14 protein-coding genes are annotated in these 20,297 nt (G+C 66.8%); 10 read left to right on the top strand and 4 right to left on the bottom strand.

What is annotated here, in order from left to right; translation table 11 throughout:
• Positions 1-37: 37 nt before the first annotated feature.
• The gene (locus OXK16_00430; protein ID MDE0374418.1) at positions 38-637 is read right to left on the bottom strand and encodes a VanZ family protein; all 600 of its coding nucleotides are present in this window, start codon (positions 635-637) and stop codon (positions 38-40) included.
• 214 nt (positions 638-851) lie between these two features.
• Here OXK16_00430 and OXK16_00425 point away from each other — a divergent pair, with 214 nt between their 5' ends.
• From OXK16_00425 to OXK16_00415, 3 genes are all read left to right on the top strand, one after another.
• The gene (locus OXK16_00425; GenBank protein ID MDE0374417.1) at positions 852-1,577 is read left to right on the top strand and encodes a protein phosphatase 2C domain-containing protein; all 726 of its coding nucleotides are present in this window, start codon (positions 852-854) and stop codon (positions 1,575-1,577) included.
• A 10-nt stretch (positions 1,578-1,587) separates the two neighbouring features.
• Positions 1,588-3,015, top strand: coding sequence for an aldehyde dehydrogenase family protein (locus OXK16_00420; GenBank protein ID MDE0374416.1), 1,428 nt, complete (start codon positions 1,588-1,590; stop codon positions 3,013-3,015).
• Positions 3,016-3,167: 152 nt separating this feature from the next.
• A complete protein-coding gene (locus OXK16_00415) occupies positions 3,168-4,904 on the top strand; it encodes a hypothetical protein (protein MDE0374415.1) in 1,737 nt (578 codons plus the stop codon).
• Positions 4,905-4,925: 21 nt separating this feature from the next.
• Here OXK16_00415 and OXK16_00410 read toward each other — a convergent pair whose 3' ends face one another.
• Positions 4,926-6,590, bottom strand: coding sequence for a thiamine pyrophosphate-binding protein (locus tag OXK16_00410; GenBank protein MDE0374414.1), 1,665 nt, complete (start codon positions 6,588-6,590; stop codon positions 4,926-4,928).
• Positions 6,591-6,799: 209 nt separating this feature from the next.
• On the opposite strand from OXK16_00410, the gene OXK16_00405 reads away from it, so the two are divergent.
• Both OXK16_00405 and OXK16_00400 read left to right on the top strand, forming a co-directional pair.
• Entirely contained in the window at positions 6,800-8,083 is a 1,284-nt protein-coding gene (locus tag OXK16_00405) for a DUF4143 domain-containing protein (protein MDE0374413.1), read from the top strand.
• A 720-nt stretch (positions 8,084-8,803) separates the two neighbouring features.
• A complete protein-coding gene (locus tag OXK16_00400) occupies positions 8,804-10,201 on the top strand; it encodes an alpha/beta fold hydrolase (GenBank protein MDE0374412.1) in 1,398 nt (465 codons plus the stop codon).
• Between the two features lie 24 nt (positions 10,202-10,225).
• Here the strand turns inward: OXK16_00400 and OXK16_00395 are convergent, their stop codons facing one another.
• Both OXK16_00395 and OXK16_00390 read right to left on the bottom strand, forming a co-directional pair.
• Positions 10,226-11,215, bottom strand: coding sequence for a phytanoyl-CoA dioxygenase family protein (locus tag OXK16_00395; GenBank protein ID MDE0374411.1), 990 nt, complete (start codon positions 11,213-11,215; stop codon positions 10,226-10,228).
• 89 nt (positions 11,216-11,304) lie between these two features.
• Positions 11,305-13,677 carry an ATP-binding protein gene (locus tag OXK16_00390; protein ID MDE0374410.1) on the bottom strand — a complete coding sequence of 791 codons (2,373 nt, stop codon included), beginning with the start codon at positions 13,675-13,677 and terminating at the stop codon, positions 11,305-11,307.
• Positions 13,678-14,348: 671 nt separating this feature from the next.
• On the opposite strand from OXK16_00390, the gene xsc reads away from it, so the two are divergent.
• From xsc to OXK16_00365, 5 genes are all read left to right on the top strand, one after another.
• The gene (xsc, locus tag OXK16_00385; protein ID MDE0374409.1) at positions 14,349-16,061 is read left to right on the top strand and encodes a sulfoacetaldehyde acetyltransferase; all 1,713 of its coding nucleotides are present in this window, start codon (positions 14,349-14,351) and stop codon (positions 16,059-16,061) included.
• Between the two features lie 160 nt (positions 16,062-16,221).
• Positions 16,222-17,307 carry a C45 family autoproteolytic acyltransferase/hydrolase gene (locus OXK16_00380; protein MDE0374408.1) on the top strand — a complete coding sequence of 362 codons (1,086 nt, stop codon included), beginning with the start codon at positions 16,222-16,224 and terminating at the stop codon, positions 17,305-17,307.
• A gap of 16 nt (positions 17,308-17,323) precedes the next feature.
• The gene (locus OXK16_00375; protein MDE0374407.1) at positions 17,324-18,394 is read left to right on the top strand and encodes an ABC transporter ATP-binding protein; all 1,071 of its coding nucleotides are present in this window, start codon (positions 17,324-17,326) and stop codon (positions 18,392-18,394) included.
• A 4-nt stretch (positions 18,395-18,398) separates the two neighbouring features.
• Positions 18,399-19,331 carry an ABC transporter permease gene (locus OXK16_00370; protein ID MDE0374406.1) on the top strand — a complete coding sequence of 311 codons (933 nt, stop codon included), beginning with the start codon at positions 18,399-18,401 and terminating at the stop codon, positions 19,329-19,331.
• Positions 19,332-19,347: 16 nt separating this feature from the next.
• Positions 19,348-20,223 (top strand): ABC transporter permease, encoded by an 876-nt coding sequence (locus OXK16_00365; protein ID MDE0374405.1) that lies wholly within the window; start codon positions 19,348-19,350, stop codon positions 20,221-20,223.
• The last annotated feature ends 74 nt before the right edge of the window (positions 20,224-20,297 follow it).

The following is a 20,297-nucleotide window of genomic DNA, read 5'->3' as shown; positions in this document are numbered from 1 at the left end:
CCTCACTGACGAGCGTCGATTACCGGTCGGGGTCCCGCTAACCACGGTTGGTTTCTCTCCCCGCCTTGTCCCGCCGCCGGCGAGCCCAGGACAGGGCCACGCTCGAGACCACCGCCATCGCGGCCGCCAGGAAGTTGAACAGGATGTCCTCGGGATCGAAGACGCGGTTGGGCAGGAACCACTGGATGCACTCGTCGATCACCCCTACGACGGACGCTGCCCCGACCGCTACCAGGGCGGGTATCGGGACGTGCCGCCCATGGGTGGTCCGCTCCTTCAGCGCCTCGTGGATGAAGACCGCCACCACCCCGTACTCGATGAGGTGGGTGCGTTCCTCCGGGAGCGCCATCCGGACCATCACCATGTAGTAGGCGGCCGCTACGCCGAGCGCTACGCCGATTTCCGTGGCCCCGGGCCGTCTCCTCAGTGCCACGACGAGAACCGTCGCTCCGACCAGGACCATCCCCAAGGCGAAGGAGGCTACGAGTATCCCCTCGTCTCGCAGCACTCCTGCCAGGGTCCTAGCCAGGCCCAGGGTCGAGTAGATGGCCACCACGACCGCCAGCGTCCACGCCCACAGCCGCCTCTCCCGATCCGAGGCGAAGACGGACCCGGTGGGTTCCTTACCGGATGCCATGGTCATCCTCCATCCGAAGCGTCGGGTAGCCGGGAAGGTTCATGCTCTGAACGGGATCCTACGACGGTTCAGCACTCTTCCCATGACCGCTCGGACGCCGTGGGGGCTGCGATCTGGCATGATGTCATCCATGCCGCATCCAGAGCCGACCGAGCCTGGTCGTTCGCCGCACGGATGGTCGGTCGCCGCGGTGACCGACGCCGGACCACGCCAGGTGAACGAAGACAGCATGTTCACGGCGGTGTCGGATGACGGCTCGTGGGTGATCGCGGTGGCCGACGGGCTAGGGGGCCATGCCCGCGGGGACGAGGCGTCACAGGCGGCCGTGGGCGGCCTGCCGGAGCGGATCGGCAGCGCGGCGGACATGGTGATGGTGTTCGCCGAGGCCAACCGACGGGCGCTCGCGCTATCCACATCGTTGCAGCAGAAGGGCTATCGGGAGCGACCCCACAGTATCCCGATGACCACCCTGTGCGTGGCGGCGTGGACTCCGGAGGGTGGTCTGCGGATCGGGTGGATGGGCGACACGATGCCCTTCGTGGCGTGGCTCGGGCCGGACGGCTACTCGGGATCCTGCTGCGGTCGTCCCCATCGAGATCCCTACGGGTTCATCCGGGTTTGCCTGGGCCAGCCGCCCGAGGACGGCGGCCACGATGCCGGGCCGGTCGACGTGGAGACGGCCGGGGTGTTCGAGGACTCAGAACTTCCGGACGCTGTGATCATCGCCAGCGACGGCGCCTGGGAACCGCTTGCGGCCGAGGGTGGCGGCATGGAGTGGTTGTGGGACGACTCGCCGGCCGGTATCGGGTCGGCCTGTGACCCTGAAGCTGACGACGCCTCCGGGATCGCCGAGAGCGTTCTCGAAACGGCTCGGAGCCTCGGTTTCAACGACAACGCCACCGTGGCGGTGGCCCACCGGCGCCGGTTGCCCGACCGGTGAGGCCCGGCGTATGACCGCTCGCACCAAGCTTCCGGGCGCCGGGGACTCGGCGGGCGAGGTCGTCGCCGCGGTGGTGGACAGGGCTCGGTCGGCGATGGCCAAGTTCGCCGACTCGGACCAGGAGCGGGTGGACGAGGTGGTCACGGCGTTGGCCTGGTCGCTCTACAAGCCTGAGCACGCCCGTGAGCTGGCGGAACTCGCGGTTCGGACCACCCGCCTCGGGAACGTCGCGGACAAGATCGTCAAGAACCGCCGCAAGACCTTCGGCACCCTCCGGGACCTGAGCCGGGCCAGGACGGTGGGCCTGATCGAGGAGGATCCCGCCCGAGGCCTGATGATCTACGCCAAGCCGGTCGGGGTGGTGGCCGCGGTCACGCCGTCCACCAATCCCGCCGCCACTCCCGTTAACAAGGCGATGATGGCCGTCAAGGGCTGCAACGCGGTCATCATCGCGCCCTCGCCGCTCGCCTACGCGACCACCTCACGGGCGGTGGAACTAATGCGGGATGCGCTGGAGGGCGTGGGCGCACCGTGCGATCTGGTCCAGATCCTCCCGGAACCGGTCACCCGACGGTCCACCACGGCATTGATGGAGGCTTGCGACCTGTCCGTGGTCACCGGGTCGCAGAACAACGTGCGCAGCGCCTACCGGAGCGGCAAGCCGGCGATCGGAGTGGGCGCAGGCAACGTGCCCGTGATCATCGACAGCACCGCCGACCTCGGGCAAGCCGCCGCGGGCATCGTGGCCTCCAAGACCTTCGACAACGCCACTTCGTGCTCCTCGGAGAACTCGCTGGTGATCCTCGACGACGTATACGACCGGGCGCTGGACGAGCTTCGTAAGGCCGGGGCCTACGTGGTCGACGGGCAGGAGAAGGGTGCCATCCGGGATGCCCTATGGGCGGGCGGGAAGCTGAACCGGGACATGATCGCTCGGGATGCGGATGTCCTCGCCCGCCGCGCCGGGCTGGGCGGCCAGGCTGCGAAGGCCCGGTTGTTCCTGGTCGAGGACGAGCTGCCGGCCACCGCCGCATCCTTCGCCGACGAAAAGCTCTCGCTAGTGCTCACCGTCTACCGGGCGGCCGGCATCCGGGAGGCCATCGAGACGGTCAGGGCCGTCCTGGAGGTCAGAGGGCGGGGGCACTCGTGCGGGGTCTACACGGCTTCGGTCGACAATGCCCGCCTCCTTGCGACCGAGCTGGACGTGGTCCGGGTGCTCGTCAACCAGGCCCACGCCATCGGGAACGGGGGCAGCTTCACCAACGGGCTTCCCTTCACCCTGACGATGGGCTGCGGAACCTGGGCAGGCAACAGCATCAGCGAGAATCTGAACTACCGCCACTTCATCAACCTGACCCACCTGTCGACCACCATCGCCGAGGACCGACCCACCGAGGAGGCCCTGTTCGGCGACCACTGGCGTCAATACGGAGAATGAGCAACCTCAACTGGGCCCTCAGGGACCGCCAAACCCCGTCCGCGGCACCTTCCGGCTCTTATCATGAACGTACTCAGCGGGGCCGAGAGACCGCTCAGTAGTGCCGTCCGATCGGACGGCAAGGTTGGTGGGTACCACAAGGAGGAGAGGCGATGGCGGCCGCCGAACGCGAGAACCGGAACGTACGCTACGAACCGGAGGAGAACCCCCCGCCCGCCGTGACGGCCGGGGCCGGTCTGCAGGCCGCCACGATAATCGTCGCGCCGATCGTCCTGACGGTGGTGATCGTCGCCAGGGTGGCGGAACAGCCGGAGTCCTACATCTCCTGGGCCGTGTTCGCAGCGCTGATCGTAAGCGGCGTGACCACCGTGCTCCAGGCCGTGAAATGGGGACGCATAGGCGCCGGGTACGTGCTCGTCATGGGAACCTCCGGGGCGTTCATAGCAGTCTGCGTCGCGGCGCTGGTGGAGGGCGGACCCGCCACGATGGCCAGCCTGATCGTGGTCTCGTCCCTGTTCCAGTACCTGATGGCAGCCCGGCTCTCGCTGCTCCGTCGCATATTCACCCCGGTCGTCTCGGGAACCGTGATCATGCTCATCACAGCCACGGTCATGCCGGTCGTGTTCGACTCGCTGACGGACGTACCCGAGGGAATGTCGTCGGCTGCCGCGCCGGCCGCTGCTGTGGCGACCCTGGTCACGGTGGCCGGGCTGGTGTTGCGGGCCCCATCGGCGGTCCGGCTGTGGTCGCCGGTCATCGGAATCGCCGTCGGTTGCGGTGTGGCGGCCCTGTTCGGACTGTATGACGTGGGACCCGTGCTGGAGGCCCCCTGGGTGGGCGTGCCATCGGGCGGCTGGCCCGGACTGGAAGTCACTCCCGGCCCCGAGTTCTGGGCGCTGCTCCCTGCGTTCGTGGTCGTGACGCTCGTGGGAGCGATAGAAACCCTGGGTGACGGGGTGGCCATCCAGCGGGTTTCCCGGCGCCGCCGGCAGGCAACCGACTTCCGCGTGGTGCAGGGGGCGCTGAACGCCGACGGAACGGGCAACCTGCTTTCCGGCCTGGCGGGAACCCTTCCCAACACGACCTACTCGTCAAGCGTCTCGCTGGCCGAGGTCACGGGCATCGCGGCGCGGAGGGTCGGCGCTGTAATCGGCATCATCTTCCTGGCCGTGGCGTTCCTGCCCAAGGCGACGGCTCTCCTGATCGGTATCCCGGCGCCGGTGGCGGCCGCGTACATCGCCGTCCTGCTCGCTCTGCTGTTCATCCAGGGCGTGAAGATCGTCCTCCAGGATGGCCTCGACCATCGCAAGGCCGTGGTGGCGGGACTGGCCTTCTGGATCGGCGTGGGCTTCCAGAACCAGGTGATCTACCCCGATCTGCTGGGTAAGGGGTTCTTGGGGGTGTTGCTCGGAAACGGGATGACGTCAGGAGCGATCGTCGCCATTCTCATGACGTCCTTCATAGAGGTGACCGGCCCCCGGCGCATGCGGTTGGAGCTCGGACTCGACTCGGAAACGCTGCCGAAACTCGGAGACTTCCTCCGCAGGTTCGCCTCCAAGGTCGGGTGGGACTCGGACTCGGCGGAGAGGCTGGTCCTGGTCGGCGAGGAGACCCTGTCCAGCCTGGAGACGGCCCAGGACCAGGCCGAGGACGAGCGCCGCCTGGCGGTGGCCGCCCGGTCCCGTGCAGAGGGGGCGGAGCTCGAGTTCGTGTGCGCGTCGGACAGGGAGAACCTGGAGGACCGCCTGTCATACCTGGGCGAAGCCTCCGAGATAACCGACGTCCGGGAGATCTCGTTCCGCCTGCTGGAGCACTACGCGTCGTCGGTACGCCACCAGAAGTACCACGGGGTGGATGTCGTCACCGTAACGGTGGACGGCCCCCGCTAGCGCACGAGGGAGCATCAGCCGTCAAACCACGGCGAGGGGGGCCATTGCCTCGACGTCGGTGACTACGTCGATGATGACGGGTCGCTCCGCCTCCAGGGCGCGGTCGAGGGCGGGGCCGATCTGGCCGGGCTCCTCCACCCGGATTCCCATCGCACCCATCCCCTCGGCGAGCGCGGCGAAGTCCACGTCGGTGAAGGTCCACAGGCGGCGTCCCTCCGGGGTTTGCTCCCCTCCGTAGGCCCGGTCGAAGCCGCGGGCGGACTGGTTGCCCGAGGAGTTGTTGTTGACCACGGTCACCGTGTTGATGCCCCACCGGACGGCGGTCTCGATCTCGGCGATGTGGTACCAGAGCCCGGCGTCGCCGGTGAAGCAGACCACGGGGCGGTCCGGGGCGGCGCACTTGGCGCCCAGCGCGGCGGGGAACGCCCAGCCGAGGTGTCCGGCGCTGCGGAGGTAGCGCTGCTCGGGTGTGCGGGTGTCGAACATGCCGCCCATCCACATCCCGGCGTGGCCGGTGTCCACCACCACGCACGCGTCGTCAGGCACGAGGTCCGTCAACTCCGTGCAGATCCGCTCCGGACGGATCGGCACCGCATCCGAGCGAAGGTGCCCCAGATGTTGCCGGCGCCACGCAGCCACCTCACCTCGGGCGGTGGCGAGCCACTCCTCCCGGCTCGCACGGGTTGGGCCGGTTCCTCCGAGAATGGCGGCGAGAGCTTCCCGGGCATCGGCGTTGATCGCGACCCGCAGCGGGTAGTTGCGACCCAGCATTTCCGGGTCGATGTCAATCTGGATGGCGGGGACCCCGGGTTCCGGAACCTGCCAGAAGTGGGTCGTCATGCTGCCGGTGCTCGACCCGACGAAACACACCAGGTCGGCCTGGTTGACGACCCGGTTGGCTGCGCTCCGCGAGTAGGTGCCCACGACACCGACGCATAGGGGATGGTTCCCTGGAATCGTGTCCTTCCCGTTGAGGGAGGTCACGACGGGGATGGAGAGCCGTTCCGCAACAGCCACCAGCTCGCCTGCGGCCCAGGAGGCTCGCACGCCACCGCCCGCCACAAGCACCGGCCGCTCGGCGCGCTCGAGCAAGTCGATCGCGGCCGCCACGGCCCGCGGGTCGGGGAGGGAACGCTCAGGCGGTACCGAGGCGAATCGTGGCTCGACAGAGGGATCGAGGTCTCCCTCCTCGAGGTCGACCTGGCCTTCGTTACCGACGAACTGGAGGTGGGCCGGGCCGGGACGGCCTGACACCGCCGAGCGGAATGCCTGCCGGACCAGATCGGGTATCCGCTCCACCGAGCCAACCTCAGCGCTGAACTTGGTGACGTTGACGAAGGCGGGGAGGTCGTCCACCTCCTGGTAGACACCCTTGCCGGTTGCTACCGGGTCGCGACCTCCTGAGAGGGCGATGACGGGAGAGCTGGCCAGATGCGCGTCCCTGAGGCCGGCGGCCAGATTCAGCGCCCCCACCGCCTGGGCCATGCATACCCCGGGCCTGCCCGACATCCTGGCGTACCCGTCGGCCATGTACGCGGCCGGCTTCTCCCCGTGGGTGTGGATGCGCCGCACCCCGAACCGCTCCAGTTCCGCAAGTGTTCGCCGTAGGACGGCCGGCACCATGAAGACATGGGTCACCCCGTACCCGTCCAGCATCTCCGCCAGGGCCCTGGCCCCCGTCATCATGCCGGGCACGTTAACGGTTACGGATCGGCCCGGGAATACATCCGCCTTTGACCTGCGCCCACTCGCCGATGTGGCCACAGGTTCCGACAATTGCTGTCGGACCGGGGCCTGGGCTAAGCCAGCCGGTTTATTGGCATATTGAACGCCGCTAAAGTGGCATATAGCTTTGCCAGGGTCTGCACAGCGGAGATCGCGAGAAAGGACAGCGGGTGGTACCGGACACGATCACGCCTACCGGCTACCTAGCCAGGATCGTGGACGGCGAGATGCGTTCTGCCCTGGAGACGATGCCCGCCGTCGTGGTGGAGGGCCCGAGGGCCTGCGGCAAGACATGGACCGGTCGAAGGTTTGCCCGGAGCGCCGTGTACCTCGACGAACGCGCGAACGAAGCCCTCTTGGCCGGTATGGAGCCCGGTGGCATCCTTGCCGGAGAGACGCCACGCCTGCTCGATGAATGGCAACTGGCGCCGGGCATCTGGAACCCCATGCGCCGGGCCTGCGATGCTCGAGGCCTCAAAGGCCAGTTCATTCTCACCGGCTCCGCCAACCCTCCGGACGACATCACCAGGCATTCGGGCGCCGGCCGGATCATCCGGGTGCGCATGCGTCCCATGAGCCTCTTCGAGTCCGGCGAGTCAGACGGAAGGATATCGCTCGGCGACATTCTGGAGGGCGGGCCCTGCCAGGCCACCGACCAGGGCTACTCCCTCGAACACGTCCTCAGGCTGGCCTGCCGAGGCGGATGGCCCCAGCACATCGGAGCGAGCGTCGACGCCGCGCGTGACGCGGCCCGGGCTTACCTGTCCGAGATCACCCGAACCGACGTGTCGAGGGTGGACGGTGTCGAGCGGAATCCTCTCAAGATGGAGCGCCTGCTGGTCTCGATAGCCAGGAACGTGGCTACAGACGTCAAACACACCACGCTGGCAGCGGACACGGCGCCCGGTAACGAACAGGCGAAGTTGGAGCGGCGCACCGTTCCCCGATACCTCGATGCGCTTGGTCGCCTGTTCGTGGTGGAGCTGGTACCGGCCTGGAGACCGCACCTGGCCTCCCGGGCGCAGGCGCGCAAGGCCCCCAAACTCCACCTTGCCGATCCCTCCCTGACGGTGGCCGTACTCGACACGGGGGTGCCTGCCCTGATGCGGGATCTGCGCTTTGCCGGCCGGCTCTTCGAATCCATGGTCACGCGCGACCTCCAGGTGTACGCGGGCGCCAACCGGGCCACTCTCTCCCACTATCGCGACAGCCAGGGTCTCGAGGTGGACCTGGTGATAACCCAACGGGACGGCCGCTGGGCGGCGGCGGAGGTCAAGCTGGGCGGCCGCGACGCCATCGACAAGGCCGCGGAAGCTCTCATCAGGCTCCGGACCAGAGTCGACAGCGCCTCGCAAGGTGCCCCGTCGCGGCTGATCGTGGTGACCGCCACCGGCTATGCGTTCGAGCGCCCCGACGGGGTGTGCGTGACACCCATCACGTCGCTGGGGCCGTGAAGCCATCACCGCGACGGAACTACATCGACGTGGAGCCGAGAATCTGTGGAACCCTCCAATTTTGACAACGTGCCTTTCAAAAAACACCCGAAATCGAAAGTGTGGCTTTCAAAATCGCAGGTTCTGTGGCGGGGAACGTGGCCACGCGCAGGGTGCTCGATACGGAGCCGCCGGACCTTATCGCAATCTCGACCTCGAAGCTCGCCTGGCTCCTCGACACTTGACCTGGGGATCTGAGCCCGGCAAGCCGGGTGGTCTGTAGACCCGGATCACGGATAGGATTTGCCGTTCACCGGACCACTCCACGGGGGCTGCATCATGTCTCGGGACACTTCACGACTGCGTGGTGGTGAAATGGGCCTCGATCGGGGCCGCATCTTTAGAGCGGTTATGGTGCTCGTGTTGCTGGCAGCGGCATGCTCGTCACAGGACGATGCTGCCGGTGGGGAGGTCGCCGAAACGGCCGGCACGACTGCGGCCTCCACGGTGAGCGAGCCGGCCACCACCACCTCTATTTCCGCCCTTAGCGAGCCGGCTACCACCACGTCCACCGCGCCCGGCGCGACGGTGACGACTGGTTCTGATCCGAGCGTGGCGACCACCATCACTTCCGTCGCAGGCACGGATGCTACGAACGACCCGGACAGACAGGCCGAAGGAGACGCGGCAGAACCGGTCGAAGAGACTAGCGCCGCGGGTAGCACGGATGGGAGCCCTGCGGTGCCTGAGCGCACCGTGCGGTGGATCGAATGTGAGTATGAGGGGCTCGAGTGCGGCGTGGTGACGGTGCCGCTCGACTACCGCGACCCGGATGCGGGAGAGTTGGCGCTCACCATCGCCGTGCACCGCGCCACCGATCCGGACCGGCGCATCGGCTACCTGGTGGTGAACCCCGGAGGACCTGGCGCCAGCGGCATCGATATGGCTGCGTGGGCGCTCGAGGGTCCCGGCGTGATCTTCACCGCACCGGTGCTCGAACGGTTCGACATCGTCGGCTTCGACCCCCGCGGCGTGGGGCGCTCGGAGCCGCCCTTCGTGTGCGGCGAGCCCGGGGCGCAGCTCGCGCTGCTGTCGCAGGTGGAACTCCCGTTCGACGCCGCCGAGGAATTCGCTGCGGCCGAGGAGGCGGCGCTGCTCTGCGTGGAGTCGATGGGCGCTGCGGCGGGACTATTGCACAGCGAGTACGTGGCCCACGATATGGACGAGATCCGCAAGGCGCTCGGAGCGGATCAGGTCAGTTACTTCGGCGTGTCATACGGCGCCGCCCTCGGCGTCTGGTACGCCACGTTGTTCCCCGAGTCGGTGCGAGCCATGGTGGTGGACGGCGCGGACAACCCGCTGGACGACGTCAGCACGGTTGAGGCGCGCGTAGCCAACGTGATCGACGAGCTCCGCCAGTTCGAAGTGCTGCTGGGGGAAGCCCTCGACGCGTGCGATCAGCCCGAATGCCCGATGTACAACGACGGCGACCCGCGCGGGTATTTCAAGGAGAACGTGGGCGCGCTCGACGCGGTGGCCGAGGCTACGGGTGGGAACCCGCTCGCCGGAGCACTGGCGATCATCACGCCGCTGTACAGCGAGGAAGCTTGGCCCTACCTCTGGATTGGCTACGCGTTACTGGTCGAGGAAGACGATCCGTCCCTCCTCGCAGAGTTGGCTCGGTTCCAACTCGGGGACAGCCACGGCGGGACCACCTTCGTGGAGCACGTCAACTGCCTCGACTCCTGGGTGCTGCACCCGCAACTCGATCGCCACGTGCGGCTGTCCGACGAGACGGCGATGGAGGAGGCGGTGCGCCGGGAGCTGCCGCTGCTGGCCCACCTCGAGTTCACGGCGCCGGGAACATGCCCGTTCTACGACCTTCTGGATCGGGCCGCGTTCGGTGGAACGCTCGACGGCGGCGATGTACCGATCGTGGTCATCGGCAACCCGCGGGATCCGGCAACGCCGCTCAGCGAGTCGGTCGAACTGGTGGAGGAGACGCTGTCGAACGGCTACCTCGTCCAAGCCGAGCACTTCGCGCACGGCGTGTATCCCAACAACGAATGCGCCAACGAGATCATCCACCGGGCCCTGATCGACCTCGTTCTTCCCGAGGAGCGCACCACGATCTGCTGAGCGGCCGGGTGGGAACGAGCCCGGTCAGGCGCAGATGGGCTGGCGGGCGTTGGCCTCCCATCGGGCGTTCAGGCGCATCGGCGTCAAGCCGTCGGCGATACGGTCCCGGGCGTCCCACCACAGGTTCGCCCACTCTTCGGGGTCCGTGACTACCTGCTCGCGGCGGGTCTGGCTGCGGGCGATGAAGCCGGGGAAGACGGATCGGCCGGTGGGTTGGCCGATGGGCTGGTAACGGAGGTCGAAACTCCACCGTATGTCGTCGCTGTGGTTGTCCAGGGAACCGTGCTCGGTCAGCTTGTGCAGGAGGATCGCGCCCCCGGCCGGCACCTCCATGGGAATGACCCGGCCGTCGTCGATGATCGACTCGGGGATGTAGATCTCGGCGGGGAAGACCTTGCCCGGACAGTGAAGGGTCATCTCCTCCCGATGGCTGCCGCGTTCCACGATCAGGCACCCGTTCTCGAGGGTGGCATCCGTCACGGCGAGCCATATCGTCAGCATGTCGGTCTCGTCGGCCTCGGTATCGATCACGGCGGAGTCCTGGTGCCACAGGGTGGCGGCGATGTTGGCGTCGAGCGCCGCCTCCGGCAGATGGCGGACGGGCGGCTTGATCCGGGTGTGCTGGACCGGGTTGGAATAGATCTCCGGTCCGAGCACCGACTCCACGATGTCGAGCAGGCGCGGGTTGGTGAGGAGGCGGAACACCTCGGGCCCGGCGTTCATGGTGTGGCCGTGGTCGAGGTCCTCGAGCAGCGGGAGGGAGATGTCGAGGTGCTGGTAGAGATCGTACATGTCGTCGAGTTGCTGCATGGCCTCGATGTAGCACTCCGAGAAGGTGGTTCCGGTAAGCGGCCGCAGCTTTCCCTCGAGGGCCAGGTCGGCTGAGACCCGATCGACGATCCTCCGGTACTCGGCTTCGATCGCGGCGAGGTCCTCTCCGGTCAGAACATCTTCTACGATCAGGTACCCGTCATCGTGGAACCGGTCCGACTGATCCGCCGTGAGCCCGGCCATCCTCTCACCTCCTCGCCTGCCGGTGAGGCGTGACTCTACATCCGCGCGCACCGCTCAGGGCGGCGCGATGGCTGTCTCGGTGAGCCGGCCTAGGGCTTGGCGAGGTGGTAGCCGACGCCGGACCGGGTGAAGATGTATGAGGGATTCCTCGCGTCATCTCCAAGCTTCTGGCGCACGTTCTTTATGAACGAGCGGAGCAGACGTTGGTCGGCCGGGTGGTCTTCGCTCCACACGCTCTGCAGAAGCTGGGCGTGGGTCAGCACCCGTCCGGGGTGCCTGGAGAGTTCGAATAGCAGCTTGTACTCGGTTGGAGTGAGGCGCACCGGCTTGCCCGACATCGTTACGGCACGCTCCAGGTGGTTGATGACCAGGTCGCCGTATGCATAAGGCTCCACCCCACCGTGCGGGTACGTTGCCGCGTGGCGCAGCGCGGCTCCGACACGAGCAACCAACTCCGCGGGTGAGAAGGGTTTGACAACGTAGTCCGCCGCACCCAACTCGAATGCCTTCGCGATGTCCTGGCCGCGCCCACGCCCGGACAGGACGATGACCGGGGTGTGCGAATCGGTACGGATTCGCGTCAAGAAGTCGAACCCGGCGACTCCGGGCAAGACCAGATTCAGCAGCACGAGTTGTGGTCTCTCCGACTGCAGCATGTCGCTCGCCTCGCCCACGTCGCCGGTCACCATCGGTGTGTAACCGGCCTCGGCGAGGGTATTGCGGACGTAACGCAGTATCTGGGGGTCATCGTCCACCACCAGTATCCGATTGCTGTTCCGGGCCGCTCGTTCAGAGTCCACCCCGTCGCCCGTGTGATCGGGTCGGAAGCTCTGGATGGAATCGTCGACAGTCGGGATCGTGAACCTGAACCGGGTTCCGCTTCCCTCCTCATCGTTCTCGGCCCAGATACGGCCTCCATGAGCCTCCACGATGCCCCGGCATATTGCGAGGCCCAGGCCGTGGCCGCCAACCCGGTGGTCTCCCCCGGCCTCGATCCGGGAGAACTTCGTGAATAAGCGAGGCAGGTGTTCGCTGGCTATGCCCGAGCCTTCGTCGCTGACCGAAATCACGACCTGGGAGTCGTGTAGCCAGGCTGTAACCCGGATGGGAGACCAGTCCCTGGAGTATTTCGACGCGTTGGAGAACAGGTTGTGCAGCACTTGGACGATCCGCTTACCGTCCGCTGCGACCCGCGGCAGGCCCGGTGTCACATCCACCTCGACACTGTTGCGGTACCCACTGCTGAGGAAGAAGTTCCTCGCCTGGTCGATCACGGCTGCGACGTCGGTGGGTTCGGTGACGACCGACAGGGTTCCCGCCTCTATGCGGCTCAGGTCCAACAGGTTGTTAATCAGGCCCCGCATATGGTCGGCCTGTTCCTCGATGATGCGGAAGAACTGGCGGGTTTCGGCAGGATCGAGCGGTGACGAGGCAGCCAGCACGGTGGCGGCGGAACCCTTGATCGAGGTCAGCGGCGTTCTCAACTCGTGGCTGACCATCGCCAGGAAGTCGGTACGGAGCCGCTCCAGTTCCTCCAGCGAGGTGATGTCCTGCATCGTGACCACGACCGCGATCAGGTCATCCTCCTCAGAGAGAACGGGAGTCGTATTGACGAGCGTGGTCACCTGGTCGCCGGATGGAGGGCCGATCACCAGCTCCTCCGCGTAAACGGTTTCGCCGGTTCTGGCAGCCCGTTCATGGGGAACCTCGCTGGTCGGTAGCAGCGTTCCGTCCAAGCGCCGGAACTGGACCCGCCCAAGAGCCTGCGCGCAGTCGGCCCCGTCTCCGGATTCGCAGCCGATGATGCGGCGCGCCTCGTGGTTGATCTTGACCACTTCCCGCGTGACGGCGTCGACGACCAGCACCCCAACCGGGGATGTGTTCACGAGGGCCTCGAGATCGGCTTTGGCCCGCCGCTCGTCGCCGTACCGGCGGGCGTTGGCTATGGCCGCTGCCGCGTGCGCGCCGAACATCTTCACGGTCTCCTCGTCCTCGAGGGTGAACTCTCCGCCTACTTCTTTTTCGCCGACGTAGATGTTGCCGACATGCCTGTCCCGATTGCGGATCTGCATGCCCAGGAAGGCCTTCACCTTGACGGGAAAACCAGGGAAGCCGGCCGCGGCGGCGTGGGCCACAAAGTCCCGGGTCCGAAGTGGTTCCCGGAGTCCCTTGAGGTATGCGACGAGGGCGGGCCCGGAATCGTAAGCGAACAGCCGCTCGGTCTCCTCTTCGCTCCAACCGGCCAACAGCACGTCCTGAAGCTCGCCCTCCGCGCTGTACGTGGTAAGCATCGCGCGACGAGCGCTTGTCAGCGATCGGACGCCGTCGACCACCTGCTGTAGGACCGTCTCGAGGTCTAGATCCTCGCTGATGCGCAGGATCGTCTCGGTCAGCCGGGAGACACGGGTCCTCAGCATCTCGTTCTCAGCCCGTAGCCGCTCGCCTTCGTCTAAGCGGGTCACGTGGCCACCGAGAGAGTCGCCTCGCGGGACTGTCCATGGCCCCTACAACGTTTCGCAGCCAGCCGCGCCACTGCCCGCCTCATTTTCACCATGCCTTCATACCTATCCTTTACTTCACGTGCCCGATTCTCCACACCGCGGCGCGGCGCTTCGCGGTTCCGTACCGGAGTTCCTGGTTGATGGCGCCCGGTAGCGCCCGGTTGGCCGCTGCGATCACCGGCTGGGCGGTCTACCGCGGAGGATTGGACCTGTCGAGACCGCGCCGCGCGCCAGCACCGACCCTCCTTCTCTCATTGTATTGGTGAGAAGCCGCAACTGATACGAAGTGAATCGATCCCCATACGTCAGCGGCAATAGTGCAGAGGAACTCACCATCGTGCATCGTGCCGGTGGGTGCCCGGCTGTTGGTCGCATGCGGCCGCCAACTCGACAACGCGGTCACCAGGATTAGACCAGCGGTTCGGGTTCGAGGGTCAGCAAGCCGGCGCGCGGGGCCTGGCCGGCGGCGAGGCCGGTTCGTTCCGGCCGCACCGGCGCCGGCACGGGAGCGCCTATCACTATGGGTGGAGTACCCTTCTGGAGCCGGGGTGGGCGAGGCGGCTCCTTGGCGTCTCATGCCGGTCCAAGAGAGAACCGGCGCGCCTCCCGGCTGCGTACGGAGGAGGAAGAAGATGGTCCGGATGACCGCCAGCGAGGCCTTTGTCGAGAGCCTTGCCGCTCAGGGAGTGACCGACGTTTTCGGCATCGTCGGGTCGGCCTTCATGGAAGCCCTCGACATTTTCGAACCGGCCGGGATCAGGTTCTGGCCGGTGGCCCACGAGCAGAACGCCGCGCACATGGCTGACGGTTACAGCCGCGTCTCGAACCGGCACGGCGTCTGTATCGGTCAGAACGGTCCGGGCATCACCAACTTCGTCACGGCCATCGCTGCTGCATTCTGGGCCCATTCGCCCGTAGTCGCCGTAACCCCGCAAGCCGGTTCCTTGGGAGAGGGTTTGGGTGGTTTTCAAGAAACGGACCAGATGCCGATTTTCTCGAAGATCACCAAGTACCAGGTCGAGGTCAAGCGCTTCGAGCGGATCGCGGAGCTCACCCATAGAGCCTTCACGTTGGCGATGGCGGAGCGGGGCCCGGTGCAGATCAACATCCCGCGGGACTTCTTCTACGGGGAAGCCGACTTCGACATCAGAGAACCGCTCGTGATAGAGCGCTCCTCGGGCGGCTCGGCCGGCCTGGCCGCCGCAACGCGGTTGCTGGCAGAGGCCCGTTTCCCGGTGTTGATGGTGGGAGGGGGCGTCGTGATGGGCGGTGGGCAGGCCGAAGCCGTGGGCCTGGCCGAATTGCTCGGTGCGCCCGTGATCTGCTCGTACCTCCACAACGACGCCTTCCCAGCCGGTCACGACCTGGCCTGCGGGCCGATCGGGTACCAGGGCTCCAAGGCGGCGATGCGGATCGTGTCCCAAGCCGACGTGATCCTGGCGCTGGGCACCAGGTTGGGACCCTTCGGCACTCTGCCCCAGTACGGGATCGAGTACTGGCCGGAGGACGCCCGCATCATCCAGGTCGACTCCGACCACCGGACCCTGGGGCTTGTGAAGCCTGCCGAGGTGGCTATCCACGGCGATGCCGGGGCCGTGGCCGCCGAGTTAACCCGGCGACTGGCCGGCGTCGAGCTCGCCTCGGACAGCACCCGCGACGACCGGATGGCCCGGATCCGGGGCGAGAAGGAATCCTGGCGGCGGGAACTGGATTCGCTCTCCTTTTCGCAGGACGTCCCCATCGCTCCCCGCACCGCCCTGCGGGAGTTGGAACTCGCCATGCCTGCCGACTCGATGGTCACCACCGACATCGGGAACGTCTGCTCCGTGGCCAACTCGTACCTGAGCTTCGACCGGCCCAACAGCATGTTCGCGGCGATGATGTTCGGGAACTGCGGCTACGCCTTCCCCACGGCTATGGGGGCGAAGGTGGCCGCGCCGGAACGGCCTGCCATTGCCTACGTAGGGGACGGCGCCTGGGGGATGAGCCTGGCGGAGGTCATGACCTGCGTGCGGGAGAACATCCCGGTGGTGGCCTGCGTGTTCAACAACCGGCAGTGGGGCGCCGAGAAGCGCAACCAGATCGACTTCTACGACGACCGCTACGTGGCGACCATGCTCGAGAACCCGAGCTTCGCGGCCATCGCCCGAGCCATGGGGGCCCGGGGCGAGGTGGTCGAGAAGCCGGGAGAGGTCGGCGACGCCCTGCGAGCGGCTGTCGAATCAGAGCGGCCCACCGTGCTCGAGATACAGGTGAGCCAGGAGTTGGGCGAACCCTTCCGTAGGGACGCCCTGCAGAAGCCGGTCCGGCTGCTGGAGAAGTACGCCAAGTACAGCAGTGAGTAGGCCGGTGGGACGGCTCGAGCCTTCCGGCGGTCCGGCCCGGCACACCCTGTGGACACCAGGATGGGCCAAGCTTCCAGATGCTGCTAGTCGGCTGCCGGCGCCGCGGCGACCACGAGCGCGTCGGGCAGTCCGGCGGCTCTGACCATTACGCTTGGAACAGATGCGACGGCCTCCTATTCGCATGCTGGATGTAGGTGGAACTCCTGCCGAGGTGGGTCGCGTCCATGGCAGCACGTTTGCGGCGGAGATCCGGGAGTACACCGAGGAGCGGATCGGGTTGGTGATGTCGGGGCTGTGGACCGGCGCGCCGGTCCGTAGACCGATGATTCTCGAACTAGCCGAAGCTTGCCTCGAAGCCCATGAGAGGCAGTCATCCGTCCTCTACACAGAGATGTCGGCGATGGCTTCGGGGGCCGGGATCAGCATGGCGGAGGCGGTGGTGGTGGGCGGATTCACCGACTTCGTGGACACGGTGCGGGCGCACCTCGGTGACGAGACCCCCGCCCCCGTAACGGTGGAGGACGACTGTACGGCGTTCATCGTGCCGGACCACCGGGCGGGAGGGGCCGGTTTCCTCGGGCAGACGTGGGACATGCACGCTTCGGCCACCGACCATGTGATCCTGATGCGCACCAGGCCTGACGACGGGCCGCGGGCCCTGATCTTCACCACCGTGGGGTGCCTCGGGCAGATCGGTATGAACGAGCACGGGGTGTGCGTGGGCATCACCAACCTGACCGCTTCCGACGGGCAGATCGGGGTGACGTGGCCTACCGTGGTCCGCCATTCTCTTCTCACCGAGACCGCTGCCGATGCCCGGGACGTGATCCTGGACGCGGATCTGGCGGGAGGACACAACTACCTGGTCTTCGACTCCGAGGGGACGGGCTTCAGCATCGAGGCGATGCCCAGCGCCAGACCTGTGACAACCCTGTCCTCCGAGACGGTGGTCCGCACCAACCACACGCTCGACGAGGCCACCCGAGCGGTCGAGACGGAGCGGCCTGCCGACCTCCAGGACAGCTCGCACCGGCGGCGGTTGGCCGCTATCGACCACCTGGACCGGGCCGACCTCAAGCAGGAAGACCTGATGGACCTCACCCGCCACGGGGTGTGCCAGGTGCCCTCGCCTCCGCATGAGGTGGAGACTTCCGGGGCTACCGTCATGCGACCCAGGACCAGGGACTTCTGGGCGGTATGGGGCCTCCCCAGCATGAATGACTACGTACCCGTCGAGTTCCTCTGACCACGGAAGGGCCGGCATGCCATCAGCTGTTCCAGCCGTAGGGCTTCATCAGATCACCAAACGGTTCGGTGACGTCATCGCCGTGGACAGCGTCGATCTAGAGATAGCCGACGGCGAGTTCTTCGCGCTGCTCGGCCCTTCCGGATGCGGGAAGACCACCACGCTCCGCCTGATTGCCGGACTCGAGTTCCCCACCACGGGCAGCCTGCGGATCTTCGGCGATGAGGTGGGCACCCTGCCGCCCAACCGGCGTCCTGTCAATACCGTCTTCCAGAACTACGCCCTCTTCCCCCACATGACCGCCGAGGAGAACGTGGCGTTCGGATTGCGGATGCGCAAGATACCCAAGGCAGAGGTCGAGCCGCGCGTCCGGGACGCCATCGCCCTGGTCCACATGGAAGGCATGGAGCAACGCCGTCCCGACCAGTTGTCGGGCGGTCAGCAGCAACGGGTGGCGCTGGCCAGGGCGCTGGTCAACAGCCCGAAGGTGCTGCTCCTCGACGAGCCCCTGGGAGCGCTCGACCTCAAGCTGCGCGAGGCCATGCAGCTCGAGCTCAAGGCGCTCCAGCGTGAGGTGGGGATCACGTTCGTGTTCGTAACCCACGACCAGGGGGAAGCCCTGGCCATGAGCGACCGGATCGGGGTCATGGACGGGGGCCGGCTTCTCCAGGTCGGCGCGCCCGAGGAGATCTACGCCCGCCCGACCAACCGCTTCGTGGCCGACTTCATCGGGCAGGCCAACCTGCTGGACGGGATGGTCACGGGACCGGATCGGGTCACCCTCACCAACGGCGTCACCATCGCCGCTCCCTCAGACATCCAACCCGGAGGTCGGGTTACGGTCAGCCTGCGTCCGGAGCAGGCTTTCCTGCACCGCCAGGGCGGGGCGCCCGAGCACCACGCGTCCGTGGACGGCCAGGTGGAGCAGGTCACCTACCTCGGTAATGCCCTGATCTACCGGGTGTCCTTCCAATGGATGCACATCGACGTCCGGGAGGAGAACCGGCCCGGCGGGGCCTCGGTCGGCGCGGGTGACGATGTGACCGTGTCCTGGGAGCCCTCCTCGGTAGCGGTGGTACAGGACTAGCGGAGTGACTCTGACCGCCGTCCCACCGCCCTCCGGCCCGGGACCGGGAGGCGCCGGCGCGGCATTGCCGGAGGCCACCCCCGAGTTCGAGCGGGCTGCCGCGCGAGCCGACTCCAGGCGGGGGTTCCTGCTGTCGCTTCCCGCCTATGTCTACCTCCTACTGTTCTTCGCCATCCCGTTCGGGATAGTCGTGATCTACTCGGTGGCGACCCGGAACACGATCGGCGGGACCGATCTGGCCGGCTGGAACCTCGACTCCTACCGGCGCCTGGCCGAGCCGATCGTCCGCGACATCCTTTTCCGGTCACTCTGGATCGCAGTGCTCACCACCCTTATCTGCCTGGTGGTGGCCTATCCCTTCTCCTATTTCATCGCTACCCGCACGCCCACGGTTCGAAACATCATGCTGGTGTTCGTGATGATCCCGTTCTGGACCAACTTCCTGGTGCGCAACTACGCGTGGCGGGTGATTCTCGGGTCGGACGGCCCCTTCGCCGCCGTCACCGAGGCGCTCGGTGTGGGGCGCCAGGAGATCCTCTTCACCCACTCGGCAGTGATCCTGGGCCTCGTGTACGGGTTCCTGCCCTTCATGGTCCTGCCGCTCTACGCAGCCATCGAGCGTATCGACGGGAGCCTTATCGAGGCCGGCCGGGACCTGTACGCGTCGGGCGCCCAGACCTTCCGGCGGGTGCTGCTACCGCTGTCGATGCCTGGGGTACTGGCCGGCTCGATCCTGGTGTTCGTGCCCAGCCTGGGCGCCTACGTCACCCCCCAGATCCTGGGCGGCGGCAAGTCCACCATGCTGGGGTCCTACATCGTGGTGCAGTTCCTGACCGCTCGTAACTGGCCCCTTGGAGCGTCCCTGTCCTTCGTGCTGATGACCGTGATGCTGACCGCCACTCTGATCTACTTCCGGGCTGGAGGACGGAACCTGTGATCCGGGGGAGGCGGCCATGATGGGCGCTACGGCCCGGCCCGGCAGCGTCACTGCGTGGGCATTGTCGGGTACGGCCTGGCTCGTGTACGCCTTCTTCTACGCCCCGATCGTCCTGCTGGTGGTGTTCTCGTTCAGCGACGACCGCAACGTGGGGCGATGGGGTGGCTTCACCCTTTCGTGGTACGAGCAGTTCATCGACCACTCGCAGCTCCAGAACAGCCTGTGGGTGTCCATCCGGGTGGCCCTGCTGTCCACCGCCATCTCGGTGGTGCTGGGGACGCTGGCTGCGCTGGCGCTGGAGCGGTTCCGGTTCCGGGGGCAGCGGGTGTTCGACGCTCTCCTCTACCTGCCGATCATCATCCCGGACGTCACCATGGCGGTGATGATGCTGCTGTTCTTCTCCGAAGGGATCCGCATCGCCGAGCTGCTGTTCGGCCTCGACCTCACCAAGGGTTTCACCACCATCACCATCAGCCACATCGCCTTCAACGTCAGCTTCGTGTCGGTGGTGGTCCGGGCCCGGCTGTCGGGTATGAACGAGCAACTCGAGGAAGCCGCCCTGGATCTCTATGCCAACCGGTGGCGCAGCTTCCGCTACGTCACCCTGCCGCAGATCGCCCCCGGCATAGCAGGCGGCGCGCTACTCGCCCTCACCCTGTCGCTCGACGATGTGGTGGTCACCCAGTTCGCCTCCGGCCCGGGTTCCACCACCCTGCCGGTGTTCGTGTTCGGCATGATCCGCCGCGGTGTCACCCCGCTCATCAACGCCGTCTCGGTCATCATGCTGGCGGCCTCGATCGCGCTGGTGATCCTGTCGCTCGCCACCCAACGCCTGCGCACCGGAGAGACCGGCCGGAGCCTGGGAGCCCGCCTGCGAAGCCGATCCGAGTAGTGGTCTGTCTGCGAAACAACCTGGCGTGGTCTGGCGGTCATCGGTGTCCCGTCGCTGCGTTCCGCTTCCTTGAC

Source organism: bacterium (assembly GCA_028821235.1).
Lineage (GTDB): Bacteria > Actinomycetota > Acidimicrobiia > Spongiisociales > Spongiisociaceae > Spongiisocius.
The sequence above is the reverse complement of the archived record's forward strand: the minus strand, read 5'-3'. Positions and strand labels throughout refer to the sequence as shown.